Source organism: Microbulbifer epialgicus, from assembly GCF_041447265.1.
Taxonomy (GTDB): domain Bacteria; phylum Pseudomonadota; class Gammaproteobacteria; order Pseudomonadales; family Cellvibrionaceae; genus Microbulbifer; species Microbulbifer epialgicus.
Map to the genome: position 1 here is coordinate 1 of NZ_JBGMEK010000027.1, position 16,557 is coordinate 16,557.

Genomic DNA, 16,557 nt, shown 5'->3' on the forward strand with positions numbered 1-16,557 from the left:
TTCACGGATGGAGAGGAAGCGACAACCACCGATCAGAGCGCTGCTTGATCAGACTGGCTAAACACCAGAATTGACAATAACTCCAATCCGACTTCAAAAAGTATAAGTTTTGAGTCCCTCAGACATCCTTGAATTTGATGCCATTCTGGAACTGAAATAGCCATTGGATTGAGCAGGAAATAAAGCCCCCATATCAAGATAGAAAAGCAGCCGGGGCCGAGGGGGGGCATCGCTCTGGGCTTCCTCTCTATATCAACGAAAGTTCAGCTTGGGTCATCACGCTGTTGTTGCTCTGCGAGCCAGCCCTTGAGAAGATACAATCTAATCGCAAAATTCTGCTTGCAAAAATATAGGTAATTTCATGAAGAAAACATTACTTAACTTACTATTTCCTTTATTACTTACCGGATTTCTGACTGGGTGTAATCCAGACTCCATTAACGCAGAGAGCGGTAAAGGTCGTATCCAGCCGCTAGAGTTTCTTCCCGCATTACGGGGTGACTATTTCAAACTGGATTCAGAGATCGTTGGTCGACCCTATCATATCTATATTCGTCTTCCCGAAGGGTACAATGAGAACAATCAAAAACGCTACCCAGTAGTCTATCTGCTTGATGGAGACTCCCTATTTCCAATACTTGCTACTAATCACTTGTTTATGCAGTATGATGATTTGGTTCCTGAGGCTATCGTAGTTGGTATCGCCTACGGTTCATTTGATCCGGAAATTAACAAACGCAGCTACGACTTCTCAACACCAGCTGCCAATGGCAATCCGGATCGCGGAGGAGCGGAGATGTTTCTTAATTTCCTGGAACAGGAACTACTGCCAACTATTGAAAGCCGCTACTCAGCTGATCCTCGCCAACGTATTCTCTTCGGCCAAAGCCGGGGAGGGCACTTGGTACTTTACACAGCCTTCACCAAGCCAGATTTATTCAAAGGCCTAATAGCAAGCAACCCGACATTTCTACCACAAAAGAACTTCTTTTATGGAAAGCCAGCTATTGCGAGTAGGGATGACTTAACATTGGTAATCACTAGCGGTTCGGACGATCGCCCTGAGCTTCGTAAGGATGCTATCACCTGGCAGGAATACTGGCTGCAACAAGAAAATATACCCTGGCGTATCGCGTTTAAAACAATTGCCAAAGGCACCCATGCAGCCAATAGCACAGATAGTTATCGGTTTGGCATCCACGAAATTTTTAAAGAGGAAATTGCAAGACTGCGCCGGCTGTCAATACAAGAAAGCAACATCAGCGTTCAATACTAAATATTGCCGGATAGAAAATAAACCATGGACACCCTATAAAAAAAACCCCACTCAAGATGAGTGGGGGTTTCCTGTGAGAACTTGTGTAAGTTTATCAAACTTCTCTTTGTACCCTACTGAGTACAAAGCTACCTCAAGGTATTTTTACTGAGTACAGGCAGCTATACGACCGGCACTGTTTTTACCGGCACCGCAGTTCAAGCCATTAGGAATACCTTCATAATCTGGGGAGAGAATACCACCATTGCGCTGAGCATCGTGGTCGGTATATAAACTCGCCAGATTATAAGAGCGTGCAGTACCCTTGTGGTCGTTATCACAAGAGAAAATTGCACTCCCATAGGCTATCCCCAAAAAGGTTTTATACTCTTTCAGGTTTGACCACAGGTTGCGCTTACCGGAGCCAGCACAGTTCATCTGTGAAGCCAAATTGATATAGCCATCATCTTCTCCACCCAGCAGTATGGAGCTTGCAGTTGCAACCCCTGGGAAACCAGCATAGCCGCCAATGGTATAAACCGGGGCCGCCAAGTTTGTACCAACATAGTTGCGCACGGCATAGACATCGTTAGTCTGTAAATAACGTACCGCGGAACACTCACGGCCGATAAACAGGTCATTCACTACGCTTTCGATCCAGCTACCGTTACACAGTCGATCAACAAACTCCGTGCCGGTAATAGCACCACCAGTGGTGAAGATTGCAGCGATACCAGTGATCGCCCTATCAAAGTCAACCTCAACCGCATAACGCTCATCCAATCCAGCTACGTTATAGGACTTGGTCTCGGTTTTACACTTCTTCCAGAACCAACTGCCAGTACAGACCTTGGCACTTTCAGTGACAGTATTAGTATCAAATTGGTTATAAGCGCGATTGTAGTAAGGAGAGCCAGGTACCGCATTACCCGTGAGGTACATCATTTGCGCGGCGCCCTGACTATGCGCGATCACCCAAAAAGTATCATCGGCTTCGCACTGGTTATCGTGCTGGTAACCGTCGCCTTTACCACTGCGAATATCAATAATCTGCCGAGCAATTTCACCGGCTGTGCCGTCATGCCAGTAAGGCATTTCACCTTCATCGGTGGAGTTATATCCAACCACTCCGTAATGGCCACCATTCATGCGCAGCTGCTGAATAAAATCACTGCCGCTATATTTATCAAAGAAGGCCTCACTCCAGTAATCCAGAGCTGGCTGCTCCAGGTGCCCCTGAGAATTAGTGCGCTGTTTGATATGCCCTTCAGTGCCATGACCATGGACAAGGATATAGCAGTTGTCAGCTGCTGCGGAAACGGAAGCCAAAAGGCCTGCAAGCGCAAGGGAAAGACATGCACCTAATCGTTTACAAAAAATCATTGTTGTATCCTTATATTTTTTCCGGCACTAATTCACACTTCCAAAAATTTATTTTTTTATTGGCCGGGAATGTTTTTGGATTGACAAACTTATCTGGGGAATACATAGCGGTAATAGGACTTCGAGCGCCAAAGGAGAACCCGGAGCGACAGGCTTGCGGACTAGCTAGTCACAATTGCTAACACACAATAATTAACCAAATTTATTCAGCGTAACGTGGCTGAAACGACCAATATTTAACCAATTTGGGTTGGAGAGGAAGAATAAAGACTGTAAAAAAGAAACGGCAAACAGAATTGAAAGTCACTCAAATAATAAATATGTAAAAAAGGGGGAAATCCCCCCTTCTTTAATGAACTCTATAATTGGATAAAGGCCCACACTCTATCAATAGAGCAAATAAAAGACAGCTTAGTCAGCGCTCTTGGAGTGATAAATCATCGCCTGCCACTTGTTTTGCTGACCACCACCATAGTTTCCATAGGTTGGGTTCTTAATGTAGCTCCAGGCAACCTTGCCATCACCTAAATACATCGGCTCATCCAATCCACCCCAACCATGATTAGGAAGTTGAATCGGCCCTTCAAGAACATTCAGGTCCGCATCAATTTCCATTACGTAGTAGGCTTTGGGCACCAGAAGGCGTAATGAGTTTGGACTGTAGATGCGATCAAAAGGTAGGTTATCTGAAATACACTGGAACTTGGCATAGCCAAACAGGTAGCGACCGTTTTTCAAGTCGACTAATTGCGGGTCACTAATCTGACAATCGTCATCTTCTATCAACCACTTAAAGCCTTGCCCGCGAATACTGCCATTACCATTGACCTTAGCAATACCAATACGGGTTAGAGAAGAAGAATCCAAAGCATCCCCGGAATAAAGCCCCTGACGCTCGATCGAGGGATACTTATCGCTTCCTTCGTTCCAAGATTTATAGCTCATGTAAGAGAGGAAGCAGTTATTTTCGTCATAATCTGCACACTCTTCGTCAAATGGACCTTCATCACTGGGGTCTACACGGATTTCATCCTGCAGAAACCGCTCCATGTCGTTATCTTTAATAAATTTGGGAGAAACAATAACGGTTAGGTTGGCATCTGCATCCAACGGCACAACTGTATGACCGCCGCCATTAGAGGCCGCGGTCGCGGTAGAGGGCACAAAATGATTAAAATAGCCTTCGGAACTAGAGCTTGAAGTTTCCATTTTGACGGCGATAGTTCCAAGCTGGCCATGTGTATCGCCAATCCAGTCATTCCAATCACTGGTACACAGAGCGCCATACTTTTCATTATCGGAGTTATAAAACGCACGAATATTGACTACATGACCATCACCACAGGCCCAGTCCCAACCACGATTATCCGAGCCATTCATATTTAACGACCAGTCATTTCGATTAATAACTGTTAGGCCGGCAGAATAATGAGAGTCCCCTTCTTCGTCGAACCCTCGAGCGGAAACAGAAAATGCATAACTAGAGCGCCCCTGGCTATCTGTGCCCACATAGATAAGTTCTTCAGTGCCCAAATGAGTGCCGCCATGCATTTTATTAACAACATAGGCATCGGGCGTTTCACTCAGCGCTTCACTCTCCCATTCCAACAGCCAGATCTGATCATTATATTTATAGCCGTTAGCACGTATATGCTGCAAAAGAGCGTCATGATCGGCAGAGGATAGATTATCGATGATATACTCCATCTCCTCCTTCATTCCCGAACCCTTTATAGTGGTAAAGGATGGAGCATCACCAAAATCAGTATCCGGAAAATTACTTTTTAGCCCCGGAAGAAAATCACCAAACTCCAATGTAGGGTGCTCAGTAAAGAAATCGATAAACTTTCCATGATTGGTAGCCACCATTAAACCGATTTCATCGCTAATTCGAGCTTCAATTTTGTCAATATTATCTTCCACTGTCATATCGCCGCTACCATACTGCTCTACAAGGTCTCCCTGCACCTCATAGCGCTCATGTGCCCGATAGTCTTGATTACACAGAACAGCTACCCGGGAACAATCCTTGCTCACGGCAATACCATGGGATTCATGACACTGTTTTAAAATTGTCGCGTTACCCGTCTGATCAAAACTGGAGGTTTCAGGGTCATACTTTAGCTCATACACTGACCCGTAAGTGGCATCGTCGGCACTGGTCCCCTCCGACAAAGTGGTTGACACAAACATTCGAGGAGTCTCTGTATCCGTCGCACAGGTAGCCACATAGTTGCGAATAGGAATATCAATATCATCCTCATTCTGCTCGCCATCGGTCCGAGCGATATAATGAGCCATTTGATAAACTTCTTTTGCATTATTCATCGCTTCAGGCAAGGTGACATCTACAGAGGTTAAAGTGGCATCACCCAACTTAATCACTTCTACATCATCACTGACCACCACAGAAGTACCAACATTATCGGATATCGGCGTATCATTTGAACCACCTTGCCCATCACCACCACCACCACCATCACCATCACCACCTGAAGGCTGCCCATTATCTGATGGTTGTTCGGTATCTGAAGATGAGCCTCCACCACCACAGGCAGTTAGAAGCGCTATCAATGTTAGTGACAGTAACTTTTTATTAAATGTTGTTCCCATAAGTTGTGCTCTTCCAGTAAATCGCTGCAAAATGTAGTCATTGGCCGATGCCTAGCCGGTTTACCCCAGCTTGAAACAACGGCGACCATATAGGGTCTGCAATCGATTTTCTGTGAAACAGTCAAAGAAAGAAACGTCTACCACTTCAAAGTTTAGCCGGCTGTAGACATACCTATAGAAGCCAGCTGGAAGGCTTTTAAAGAAAGTCTTCTATAAATGAGGGGAAATAGCGAGTAAAGTCCAGTAGAAAAGCCACCTTTCGCATCCAGGCAGCCTCCAGTTGCCAGCAACAATGAATTAGTAAAAAGTAGCTTAAAGCCCCAAAAATAGTATTTATTACTCTCGACCGCCTGGTACTTACTAAAAAGAGGGAAGGAAAGAATAACCGTATGAGGCATGGATGCCGATTACGAGCTTATAGGGATGTATTCACAGCACGTCTCGAGTGCAGTGTATTCTTTCCTTCTGACCCAGTAGTACATGGTCACATACTGTCAAGCTTCAGCAATCTACAGAGTTATTTGTCACTTATGGCTAATCAATAATCAAAGTGAAATCTATAGATATAATATTGCCCTAAACTGATTATTAACATAAATCGATTGGGGAGGGCTTTCGATAAGGGGCAATTTATGGTACACAGTTTCCGGTTAGGCTTTATCCTCCGGCATCCGGCGCTCCTAAAATCAACCCACGGACAAAGATAATATCTGGCTAATTTCATTCAAACTGCGATTGGATTGCATTTGCCAGGTTTCAATTGCTTCTTGTAATGCAGCCCAATCCTTTTTTGAAGAAGGAGACTTATCCACTACTCCCTCCCTAACAAGCGCCCTTATGGTATCGCTGGCAAAAACCAGGGTATCCATGCCCATTCGGCGCAAGAATACTTGGGCAGTCTTCCCGCCCAGTCTATCTCCGCCCTTGCGCAGGTACTTGAGGTTTTCTATATAGTTAGCTGTATTCCAGTGGGAAAAATAGTCTCCCAGACTGCCATGCTCGCTAGACAAATGCCAAAAGAAGTCTGCATTCCTTGGTATTGATCGCGTTTTCGTCCAATGTTTAATCATCCCCTCTTGGCGCATCAGCTCATCTAGTACTTCCTCCGGCAAATACCGGCAAAAAGACAAGTCAAATCCATGAAAGATATTCTCAATGCTTGGCCACTTTTTCTCCACCACCTTCCAGCTAAATCCTGCCTGAAAAACAGCTCTTGAGGCAGCAGATAGCCACTGACTATTGGGGATGGACTGAATCTGCTCCGCCACCTTGGGCTTGGTCAATCTTGCTTCAAGGCCAGCCTCCCCTCCAAATCTATCAATTACCGGAGCCTCAATATCTAAAAAATTACGCATGCAAAAATACTCCGCAAAAATTCATACCGATTTATATCAGCCTATAGCAAGGACAACTAGTGAAATGGCAAGAGACTTTTAGGTGGAGGCTCACTGCCAGCCTGATTTCAGGTAAATAGATTAGGATTCACCTGAATCATGAAAACAGAGCAAAACTGCCTCCAAACTGTTACCTTGTATACATCTACTTTCTTGAATATCTATTTTATAACAGCAGGAGTTCCATATGGTCCGACGTACACTCCCCGCCCTTATTCTTGCTATCTCAGTTACCACAACAAATGCCGCTGGACCTGAACCACTGTCCGAGGATACAAACTGGGTTAGTAGTCAATCCGAACAGATGGAAGCCCAGGCCATTGAACTCGCCGATCATTTGTGGAACTTAGCCGAGATGGGCTATCAGGAAACCCGCAGCAGCATGGCGATCCAGGCCCAGCTAAAAGCTGCGGGATTCAGGATCAAAGAGGGTATTGCAGATATACCCACGGCTTTCGTCGCCACCTTTCAACAGGGACGCGGAGGGCCGGTCATTGGACTGCTGGCGGAAATGGATGCCCTACCCGGAGTGTCCCAGAAGGCGGTACCCCATCACAGCCCCATGGAGGGGCAGGCGGCTGGACACGCTTGTGGACACCACTTATTTGGCGCTGGCTCTACGACAGCGGCTGTTATGTTAAGTCGTTGGTTGCGGGAAACCGACACTGATGGCGAGATTCGCTTATATGGCACTCCGGCCGAAGAAGGCGGCTCAGGCAAGGTTTATATGGTACGTGCTGGTGCATTCGAAGATACCGACATAGTTTTACAGTGGCACCCAGGCGACCAGAACGAGGCTCACCCGCAGTCCAGCCTGGCAAACAAATCTGCAAAATTTCGCTTCAAGGGTATAGCGAGCCATGCAGCTGCCGCACCTGAACGTGGCCGATCCGCATTGGACGGTGTTGAGGCTATGAATTTTATGGTCAACATGCTCCGTGAGCATGTGCCGGATAGCACCCGAATTCACTACGTAATTACAAATGGTGGTATGGCGCCGAATGTCGTTCCCGCTGATGCTGAGGTCTTTTACTATGTACGTGACCGCAGTGCTGCAGACCTAGCGCCGATCTGGTCACGCGTGGAAGAGATTGCGCGCGCTGCCGCTCAAGGCACAGGCACTGAAGTCGAGTGGGAGGTAATTCATGGTAACCATAGCCTGCTGCCAAACCAAACCCTGAATCGCCTTCTCGATGCCAGTATGCGTCAATTTGGTGGTATCCAATACTCAGCGGATGAGTTGGAGTTTGCCGAGAGCCTGGAAGGACTCGCTCATCGCCCCGGCCGCCAGATCGGCGATCAGGAAAATATTGTCGACTACAACCCCAGTGAGGCCCCCTTCCCCGGTTCCACCGATGTAGGGGACGTAAGCTGGAATGTACCTACCGGTGGCTTTACCACCGCGACCTGGGTGCCCGGTACATCCGCCCATACCTGGCAGGCAGTTGCAGCTGGTGGGATGGGTATTGGCCACAAAGGTATGCTTTTGGCTGCAGAGACCCTGGCACTTACTGGAATTCAATTACTGAAGCGCCCGGAACTGATAAAACAGGCTAAGCAGGAGTTTGGTCAAAAGCGTGGAGAGAATTTTGAGTACACCCCTCTTCTCGGTGATCGCAAGCCGCCGCTGGACTATCGCAGGTAGGTACTACTAGGTCAGAAGGAAAGAATACACTGCACTCGAGACGCTCTGTGATTACATTCCTGTAAACTCGTAATCGGCGTCCATGCCTCATAGGGTCCCGAGCGCAGAGTATTCTTTCCTTCCCTCTGTTTAGTGGACTTCCCCCCCTTAAATTAAAAAGGGAAGCAAGACCACCAAAATTCTTGCTTCCCTTATTTCCAAACTACACTTTCACTACATCTGTGAAATGCAGAGAAATGGGTTTTTGTTCAAGTGGAATTCCAGCTACTCTACTGGAGAGGTTATCGCTCCCGGTGCAACTAGGTCCAGATAAAATGCATACTGTAGAGCAGTTTCACGGTAACGGCGGAAACGACCGGAGGAGCCCCCATGCCCAGCCTCCATATTTACATTGAATAGCAGCTGGTTTTTATCCGTTTTAAGTTCACGTAACTTAGCTACCCATTTCATAGGCTCAAAATACTGTACCTGGGAATCATGCAGACCAGTAGTTACAAGCATATTGGGGTAGTCTTGTGCCTTCACCTGATCGTAAGGTGAGTATGACAGCATATACTCATAGCTATCTTTATTATTCGGGTTTCCCCATTCATCATATTCGTTGACTGTCAGGGGAATAGATTCATCCAGCATTGTGGTCACAACATCAACAAACGGTACGGCCGCAGTGACGCCCCGGTATAGCTCCGGAGACATATTCACAACGGCCCCCATCAATAAGCCACCGGCACTACCACCAGAAGCGAATATTTTACTGGAGGCGCCATACTTCATTTTGGTCAGGCCCTTGGTTACATCGATAAAGTCAGTAAACGTGTTCTTCTTATTGAACATCTTTCCATCTTCATACCATGCCCGCCCCAATTTCTGACCGCCGCGAATATGAGCAATCGCAAATACAAAGCCACGATCAAGAAGTGAAATTACAGAAGAGCGGAACCAGGGGTCCACCGTACTGCCATAGGAGCCATAAGCGTACTGCAGTAAAGGATTGGAACCATCCTGCCGGAATTTATCCTTGCGATACACCAGAGATACCGGCACTTTTACTCCATCGCGGGCTGTAATCAGGATACCTTCACTTTGATAGTGCTCAGGATCAAAGCCACCCGGAATTTTGTCCTGCTTGAGCAGTTCTAACTCTCCTGTGTCTAGCTCGGCTTCATAAACACTATTTGGTGTCGTCAAACTCGAATAGGATACCCGGACACTATCTGAATCCAAGTTAGGATTCGCACTCAGGCCCAATCTATATACTGGATCATTAAAACCAACCTGCAGGTCTTTATTATCTTTCAGATTGATAATACGTAAGCCCGTTTGCCCTCCTTTGCGCTCTATAACTGCGAGATGCTGATCAAATAAAGTAAAATCCTCAAGCAGAATGTCCTTATTATGGGGAATTACTTCACGCCACTTGGATTTATCGGAGGCATCTTCCATAGCAACTTTCATCAGGCGAAAGTTTTCTGCCTGCCAATTGGTCAGGATATAAAAATCACTCCCAAGCTTCAGGGCTGAATACTCGTGGTTTTCCTCACGCGGGTAGAGGGAGAAAAACTCTCCCAGCGGTGCATCAGCACTCAGAATGGACTGGCCGCTCGTCGTTGTGGAGCTGTGGTGAATATTAACCAGCTCCCCATCCCTTGATTTGGAAATCCAGGTATAAAACGCTTTATCACGCTCCTCATAAACAACAACATCCTCACTTTGTGGCGTCCCCAACTTGTGGCGCATTACCTGATAACCGAGCAAGGTCTGGCGGTCTTTATTGATATAGAAAACGGTTTGGTTGTCATTGGCCCAAACAGCTACTGGGGAGGCATTCTCCAGCTTATCCGGCAGCAACTCTCCGGTTTTCAGATCCTTGAAGCGAATAGTATAAACACGGCGCCCCATATTATCCTCGGGGTATGCCAGCAACCTGTTGCTAGGGGAAACTGACAGACGTCCAATGCTGAAATAACCGGAACCTTCAGCCAGCTGGTTGACATCCAGCATTATCTCCTCAGGGGCCTCCAGGCTCCCTTTACGACGTGCGTGAATAGCATATTCTTTTTCAGGCAGGTAACGGGTGTAATACCAGTAATCATTGCGGTACACAGGTACAGTGGATTTGTCTTTCTCCAGACGCCCGGTCATCTCCTCGAATAGTATTTCCTGCAGCTCTTTGGTGTGCCGCATCACAGAATCGGTGTAGGCATTTTCCGCCTCAAGGTGAGCGATAACCTCGGGGGCCTTGCGTTCATCATCGCGCATCCAATAGTAGTTATCGATCCGCTCATGGCCATGGATCAGCATCTTGTGAGGCACTTTCTTGGCAACCGGAGCCGCTGGTAGCTCTGCAAGTGCTGTTGCTTCTGGATTGTTTTTAACTGTCTCTTCACCAGACTTGCCACAAGCGGCAAGACCCAGGGCGAGCACTAATGTCGCGGTGGTGGTTTTCATCGATTCCGATTCCTCTACAGTTCTATTTTTTATTAAAAATATATTGCCAAACTAATTAATGAGCAGTTGCCCATCGCTCTAAGCCAGTATCAATCCGCACATCCCCGCAATAATCAGTGATGCGGTCACACTCAACACCGCACCCTCCCGCACCATATCCTGCATCCGCACCTTTCCTGTGCCATAGGCAATGGCGTTGGGTGCCGTGGCAACTGGCAACATAAAAGCACAGCTGGCGCTCATAGCAGCGGGGATCATCAGCACCATAGGATCGAAACCTGCGGAGGTGGCAGCTACGGCGAGGATCGGCATTAGTAAAGTCGCCGTCGCTGTATTACTGGTAATCTCCGTTAGGAAAGTAACCCCAAGACACAAAATAACCAGCATCAACCATAAGGGCATTGCAGTCAGGAATGAGAGCCCATTTCCAAGCATGTCGCTCAATCCTGAGGCAGTAAAGCCTTTGGCAAGGGCAATACCGCCGGCAAAGAGCAGTAACATTCCCCAAGGGATTGTCTCAGCCGTCTGCCAATCCAGCAGACGCCCTCCCTTGCCGTTCGGTACCATAAACATGACTACCACTGCCGCGAGAGCGACAGTGCTATCCCCGGCAGCCCCAATGCCCAGCCAATCGCTCCAGCCACCAAATGGCGCGTTGCGCGTAACCCAAAAAAAGATCGCCACGGCAAAAACTAACAGGGTGCGCTTTTCTTCAGCCCGCCACTCGCCAATCACCGGCGGTTCGATTTTATTTTTCAGATGCACATTGCGGGTTAGCCAGAGAGCCATAATTGGCAATGTTACCAGGGCAACCGGAACCCCGACCTTCATCCACCCCAGAAAACTGAATTCCCTGCCTGTCACCTCTTCATAGATTCCCATAAAAATCACGTTGGGAGGAGTCCCAAGGGGTGTGCCCACTCCCCCGAGACTGGCTGCGTAGGCAATACCAAGGATCAATGCGATGGTAAGACGCTCATTTTTTATTCGGGAGAGGATTGCCAGGGCGATGGGCAACATCATCAGAGTTGTCGCAGTGTTGGAAATCCACATACTGAGAAACCCGGCAGCCAGCATAAAGCCCAAAACCAGACGTCGGCCACTGGAAACCCCAAAGAGACGCAGCATGTAGAGGGCCAGACGCTCATGTGCACCACTCTTCTCTAGGGCCTTCGATAGAATAAAAGCGCCCATCAGCAGCAATATCACATGGCTGCCCAAAGAAGCCGCTACTAGTTTGTGATCTGCAACCCCAAACAAGGGCAAAAGCACAAAAGGCACCAAGGATGTAGCGGGAATAGGCAGAGCCTCAGTAATCCACCAAATTACTGTCAGCAACGTAATTGCTGCAGTAATTGCAGGAAGATACTGCATCCCCATCATGGATAAAAAGAAATAGAAAGCCACGGCCAACAGTGGCCCCAAAACTATAAAGCGCTGCCGCGCAATCGACATACCGGCCCCCAAAAATACGTAAGGGTAAATTTGTTATTAGTTTATCTGTCCTGACTTCGGGCAATCGGGATCAGTGCCCGCAGCCCTCCAGGTGGCCACACAAAATACAAGAAAGCAGGCATTAAGCGCAGTAGTTTGAGATAAGAAAATCCACAAGCGTGAAAAGTATGTAAAACCCTATCAGTCACTGTTTAAATTTTACTCACCCGCCAACAGTACCGCCACCAAAATAGTAAATACTTACTCACCAAGAGGACTAGTAAATACATGCAAATTAGATATAAGACACTTTTAGGAAGGTAGGTATAAATGTACAATAATGACAATTTATAATTTTGTAATTTTTTTCCAAGCAAACGCCATAGACCTTCACGCGTGGCAGGGGCTTAAACGGACCCTAACATTTTGTAGGGGCACTGATTAAAAGCTTGGGCATCCGCTCCCAGAGGTACCCTTTGAAATACACCACTTTTGTAACTCTTATTTCACTGGCCAGTGCCGGCGTTTACGCTGAAGAAAAGCCTCTCTACCTCAAAGCTTCACCCGGTCATACGGAATTCAATGCGGAAAACTCCTACGCAGTTAGAGAGGACCTTAGGTCCACTGGCTACGCTTTTACTCTTGGCTACCGGGTAAATAACTATATTGCCATTGAGGGAGGTATGACTAATCTGGGAAATATCCACAGAGACTATGAATATAATGTTCACGGCCTCGAATGGCACTTTGACTATGATGATGTCCTGATAGAAAACTCTAATTACAAAAGTAAACAGGAAGCTGAATACGAGTCCTATAGCATCGGATTAGCCGTCAGAGCGCCAATCCAGCAGCACCTAAATGCCGGTATTCGCCTTGGTGTTCACCAGTGGTGTGAAAATAACAGCGGCCGAAGTGAGGACTCCGGTACCCGCAGCTGGTATAACGGTGATCGTGAACTGCAGGATGTAGAACCCTACTATACCTCTTACAGCTGGAACAATGAAAAGGATAGCGGCAGCAACCCCTACTATGGTGCAGAGGTGAATTGGGCCTCTGGTGACTGGGGGATTAACCTGGAGCACACTGTCTACGAGATTCAAGAGGATAAAGGCAATTTTTCCGCAGTGGGCATAACCTATAGTTTCTGATCCCACAATGAGAGACCGGGGCCTACGGCAAGTACTCACTTACTGTTTGCACAAGGCCCCGCACTAAATCTGCCTATAAAATAGATACCCCTATAACTCCTCTCCTCCCTTTTCCTGTACATATCATGATTATCCGGCAAACTATCGGCTTCAACGTGAGTGCAAAACAGGTGGAAGGGATTCATGAGTTCGATACCCAATACAGTTGAAGTGCTGGATAAATTGCGCTGGAACGCACACCTATGCAAGCACAGTCACTTCCGGGCCTCCATGAAAGGCCGCAACCTGCACGTGCTCTGTGGTGTACCAATCGTCGTCGTTAACTTGTTCTTAGGCTCCCTGTTCTTTTCCCTGATCAATGCGGAGCTACCTGATTGGACCAAATGGACTGGCGCTGCATTGGCATTAATGGCGGCGCTGCTAGGGGGTATTCAGACTTTTTTCAACTTTAAAAAGAACTACGAAGGTCATCGTCAGGTAGGCAATGAGTACTTGGCGATTGCCAGGGAGTGCGAGCGCCTGATTGCACTCTACTTCGATCGTATCCTCGACTTGGAGCATCTTTCCAACAAAGTTTCCGAGCTAAACACCCGCTACAGTGAAATCAATCAGAGAGCCGAAGAGTTTATTGTATCGGACAAGGTCTACCGCCAGGCTATGCAGATCCAAAATCAGAAAGCCAGTCGCGAGCCCTCCCTGGTGGAGAGAATGCGCAAGCTGCAGAGTAGATCTCTCCAAGAGACTAAAATAGGCTCACAGGCATCAACGGTAGAGCACCCCTAAAGTGCCTTTAGGAATCTAGCAACGAATTTCAGCAGTAGTAACATGCAGAAAGAACACAGCGATCATACACCTGGTAAACACAAGTTTCCTCTCTGCTACTTGGCTACAGATATCCGTACCCCCAGCAATGTCGGTGGGCTCTTTCGCATTGCCGATGCCTTGGGCGTAGAGAGAATTTACCTGGCAGGAGAGAGCCTGGTACCACCAAACTCCAAGATCCGAAAAGTTTCCCGTTCAACAGAACAGCTGATCCCTTATCAATACGAGTGTGATGCCCTAAAAATTGCTCAGCGATTAAAAGCAGAGGGGTACCGGATTATTTGCCTGGAAATCACATCAAGTAGTGTTGAGTTAAGTCAGACTCCTGTCGAAGAGGGTGATAAAGTCTGCTTGGTGCTGGGCTCAGAGAAAGCTGGGGTTACTGAGGAGTTGTTGGAGATAGCCGATGCAACTGTACATATACCTATGCAGGGGGTTAATTCTTCGATGAATGTGACTTCGGCCTGTGCTATTGCAAGCTATGAACTTCTGCGAAAGATAACACCTAAACTGCCCACTAAGAGCAGCAGAGTCCAGTGATATATACTGCTGGGTCAGAAGGAAAGAATACTCTGCACTCGCGACGCGCTGTGAATACATCCCTGTAAACTCGTAAAACCGTTGAATAACAGGGCATTTTCTATGGCTATTTAAGCCCTTAAATCCGCTCTTAATCCGGCACTTTCAAAGTCATATTGTTCTTGTGTACGTAATCAGGATCACCACCAAAGCGCTTATTACAATTTAAACTATTTATTGTCTGAATATCCGCATTACTCAGATTAAAATCACTCAATAAAAAATTGGTCCGAATATGTTCCAAAAATTCCGCTTTGGGCACGACAATACGGTGCTGCTGGATATTCCACTTCAGGATTACCTGTGCAGGAGTAGCTGAATACTTATCGGCCATTTCAGCTATCACTGGATCCACTAACGGCTTCTCAGCAAGGGGCACCCCACTCCAGCTTCCCGAGCCAAGAGGGGCCCAGCAGGCAATAGCGATCTTATGAAATTGACAATAATCCACTAGTGGCTGCTGGGTAAAATATGGGTGCAACTCTATTTGGTTAATAACCGGATGAACTTCGGCAAAAGCCGCAATTTGCTCGATATCCGATTTGCGAAAATTTGACAGGCCTAGGGCCCGTGCCTTTTTTTGCTGGTATAGCGCCTCCATGGCCTCCCAGGTTTCACGGGTATAAGCGGGAACAGGCCAATGAATCAAGTAAAGATCCAAATATTCCAGCTGCAATCGCTCCAGACTACGAGCAAAAGCATCATGAGTTTTACTCCCTCCCTGTTCCGTATCCCAAACTTTACTGGTAATAAAGAACTCCTCTCGTGGCAGGCCAGACTCCTTCATTGCTCGGCCCAATGCCCGCTCATTCCCATAAAGAGAGGCCGTATCAAATAACCGGTAGCCAATAGCAATAGCTTTCAGGATAACTTCAGTGACGTATTCATCATCCTGCTGCCAGCTACCCGTCGCAGCCAGCCCCATGCCAACCTGGGGGATTTCTACACCATTATTTAACTCGATAAAGTACATAATCGGTACCCTTAGCAAATACCGTAACTTAGCGTCACAGCAAACTCCAACGGTTTCTCATTTTTAATAGTGCCTGGCGCTGAGTGTAGGCGGCATCCTACTTTTAGCGAGAAAATTTACTAAGGAAAACAGCAAACAAGTATCCACACCTGGGACGAAACCGCCGCCCCTTTTTTCTCACTGCCTAATTGATCTCATCACACAATACTTACTTGGGGGGCAGGGAGCCTGCAAACTCGGCACCGCGATTTACCCAGTTATCCAGATCCTCCGCAACGGCATCCTCTTCGACATAGACCATGCCTTTCAATGGTCTACCGGTATAATCCATGGGTCTGGTATAGCGCTCCGCCAATGCATCCTGATAATTGTCCGGCCCAACACGAACCATCAACTCCTCCCCAACCACACCACAAGCCATGTTGCCATTTAACATAAATGCCAGGCCACCAAACATCTGCTTCTCACTCAGACCTTGATTTCCCTGCAGTAGGTTGCGCACTTTTTCTGCCAGTGTTTCATTGTACGCCATGACAATCTCCTTAATTACTTTTGCTAAATGGGGAAAAATGCTTTGGGTACTGCCGTGATCCGCTCTGGTTAGAAACTGGCGGACAAAAGATAAATTGAGAGGGAGTGATGAGTGCCCTTCCACGCTGCAAGCACCCATAGCAAACAGAAAAGTATTCAATAATCGATACAGATAACTGCACCATAGCGAAAAAAGTTATTTCGAATAATCGTTTAAGTGTAGCAGGAAATATCAAGTCATCTTCTGGCATGGCGGATTAGGCGCCAGAGACATTTAAAAGCTGTGAAAGTCTAGGAGGGAAATCGTGGCGACAACGACAATGTCGCCA

General features: G+C 47.2%; 12 protein-coding genes. 5 read left to right on the forward strand and 7 right to left on the reverse strand.

Features of this window, described 5'->3' with window-relative positions; genetic code table 11:
• Positions 1 to 361 precede the first annotated feature (361 nt).
• Positions 362 to 1,276, forward strand: coding sequence for an alpha/beta hydrolase (locus ACCI49_RS12895; RefSeq protein WP_371839422.1), 915 nt, complete (start codon positions 362 to 364; stop codon positions 1,274 to 1,276).
• A gap of 144 nt (positions 1,277 to 1,420) precedes the next feature.
• Here ACCI49_RS12895 and ACCI49_RS12900 read toward each other — a convergent pair whose 3' ends face one another.
• The 3 genes from ACCI49_RS12900 to ACCI49_RS12910 form a co-directional block, all read right to left on the reverse strand.
• Positions 1,421 to 2,638, reverse strand: a complete 1,218-nt coding sequence (locus ACCI49_RS12900) for a hypothetical protein (protein ID WP_371839424.1) — start codon at positions 2,636 to 2,638, stop codon at positions 1,421 to 1,423.
• 411 nt (positions 2,639 to 3,049) lie between these two features.
• The gene (locus ACCI49_RS12905; protein WP_371839425.1) at positions 3,050 to 5,251 is read right to left on the reverse strand and encodes a hypothetical protein; all 2,202 of its coding nucleotides are present in this window, start codon (positions 5,249 to 5,251) and stop codon (positions 3,050 to 3,052) included.
• Positions 5,252 to 5,937: 686 nt separating this feature from the next.
• Positions 5,938 to 6,606 carry a DNA-3-methyladenine glycosylase I gene (locus tag ACCI49_RS12910; RefSeq protein WP_371839426.1) on the reverse strand — a complete coding sequence of 223 codons (669 nt, stop codon included), beginning with the start codon at positions 6,604 to 6,606 and terminating at the stop codon, positions 5,938 to 5,940.
• 226 nt (positions 6,607 to 6,832) lie between these two features.
• Between ACCI49_RS12910 and ACCI49_RS12915 the strand changes: the two genes are divergently transcribed.
• Positions 6,833 to 8,290 carry an amidohydrolase gene (locus tag ACCI49_RS12915; protein ID WP_371839427.1) on the forward strand — a complete coding sequence of 486 codons (1,458 nt, stop codon included), beginning with the start codon at positions 6,833 to 6,835 and terminating at the stop codon, positions 8,288 to 8,290.
• A gap of 264 nt (positions 8,291 to 8,554) precedes the next feature.
• On the opposite strand, the gene ACCI49_RS12920 is transcribed toward ACCI49_RS12915, so the two are convergent.
• Positions 8,555 to 10,738, reverse strand: a complete 2,184-nt coding sequence (locus ACCI49_RS12920; protein WP_371839428.1) for a S9 family peptidase — start codon at positions 10,736 to 10,738, stop codon at positions 8,555 to 8,557.
• Between the two features lie 78 nt (positions 10,739 to 10,816).
• Positions 10,817 to 12,193, reverse strand: coding sequence for an SLC13 family permease (locus ACCI49_RS12925; protein ID WP_371839429.1), 1,377 nt, complete (start codon positions 12,191 to 12,193; stop codon positions 10,817 to 10,819).
• 455 nt (positions 12,194 to 12,648) lie between these two features.
• On the opposite strand from ACCI49_RS12925, the gene ACCI49_RS12930 reads away from it, so the two are divergent.
• The 3 genes from ACCI49_RS12930 (at position 12,649) to ACCI49_RS12940 (ending at position 14,685) form a co-directional block, all read left to right on the forward strand.
• The gene (locus ACCI49_RS12930) at positions 12,649 to 13,323 is read left to right on the forward strand and encodes an outer membrane beta-barrel protein (protein WP_371839430.1); all 675 of its coding nucleotides are present in this window, start codon (positions 12,649 to 12,651) and stop codon (positions 13,321 to 13,323) included.
• Positions 13,324 to 13,506: 183 nt separating this feature from the next.
• Positions 13,507 to 14,106: an SLATT domain-containing protein gene (locus ACCI49_RS12935; protein WP_371839431.1), complete on the forward strand. Its 600-nt coding sequence runs from the start codon at positions 13,507 to 13,509 to the stop codon at positions 14,104 to 14,106.
• Between the two features lie 42 nt (positions 14,107 to 14,148).
• Positions 14,149 to 14,685, forward strand: a complete 537-nt coding sequence (locus tag ACCI49_RS12940) for a TrmH family RNA methyltransferase (protein WP_371839432.1) — start codon at positions 14,149 to 14,151, stop codon at positions 14,683 to 14,685.
• Between the two features lie 130 nt (positions 14,686 to 14,815).
• Here the strand turns inward: ACCI49_RS12940 and ACCI49_RS12945 are convergent, their stop codons facing one another.
• Positions 14,816 to 15,697 (reverse strand): aldo/keto reductase, encoded by an 882-nt coding sequence (locus ACCI49_RS12945; protein ID WP_371839433.1) that lies wholly within the window; start codon positions 15,695 to 15,697, stop codon positions 14,816 to 14,818.
• Positions 15,698 to 15,905: 208 nt separating this feature from the next.
• Positions 15,906 to 16,229 carry a TfoX/Sxy family protein gene (locus ACCI49_RS12950; protein WP_371839434.1) on the reverse strand — a complete coding sequence of 108 codons (324 nt, stop codon included), beginning with the start codon at positions 16,227 to 16,229 and terminating at the stop codon, positions 15,906 to 15,908.
• Positions 16,230 to 16,557: the final 328 nt, after the last annotated feature.

Excerpts from the sequence above, each read along its gene's own strand:
- ACCI49_RS12895 (WP_371839422.1), top strand. The coding sequence starts at position 362 with ATGAAGAAAACATTACTTAACTTACTATTTCCTTTATTACTTACCGGA.
- ACCI49_RS12900 (WP_371839424.1), bottom strand. The coding sequence starts at position 2,638 with ATGATTTTTTGTAAACGATTAGGTGCATGTCTTTCCCTTGCGCTTGCA.
- ACCI49_RS12905 (WP_371839425.1), bottom strand. The coding sequence starts at position 5,251 with ATGGGAACAACATTTAATAAAAAGTTACTGTCACTAACATTGATAGCG.
- ACCI49_RS12910 (WP_371839426.1), bottom strand. The coding sequence starts at position 6,606 with ATGCGTAATTTTTTAGATATTGAGGCTCCGGTAATTGATAGATTTGGA.
- ACCI49_RS12915 (WP_371839427.1), top strand. The coding sequence starts at position 6,833 with ATGGTCCGACGTACACTCCCCGCCCTTATTCTTGCTATCTCAGTTACC.
- ACCI49_RS12920 (WP_371839428.1), bottom strand. The coding sequence starts at position 10,738 with ATGAAAACCACCACCGCGACATTAGTGCTCGCCCTGGGTCTTGCCGCT.
- ACCI49_RS12925 (WP_371839429.1), bottom strand. The coding sequence starts at position 12,193 with ATGTCGATTGCGCGGCAGCGCTTTATAGTTTTGGGGCCACTGTTGGCC.
- ACCI49_RS12935 (WP_371839431.1), top strand. The coding sequence starts at position 13,507 with ATGAGTTCGATACCCAATACAGTTGAAGTGCTGGATAAATTGCGCTGG.
- ACCI49_RS12940 (WP_371839432.1), top strand. The coding sequence starts at position 14,149 with ATGCAGAAAGAACACAGCGATCATACACCTGGTAAACACAAGTTTCCT.
- ACCI49_RS12945 (WP_371839433.1), bottom strand. The coding sequence starts at position 15,697 with ATGTACTTTATCGAGTTAAATAATGGTGTAGAAATCCCCCAGGTTGGC.
- ACCI49_RS12950 (WP_371839434.1), bottom strand. The coding sequence starts at position 16,229 with ATGGCGTACAATGAAACACTGGCAGAAAAAGTGCGCAACCTACTGCAG.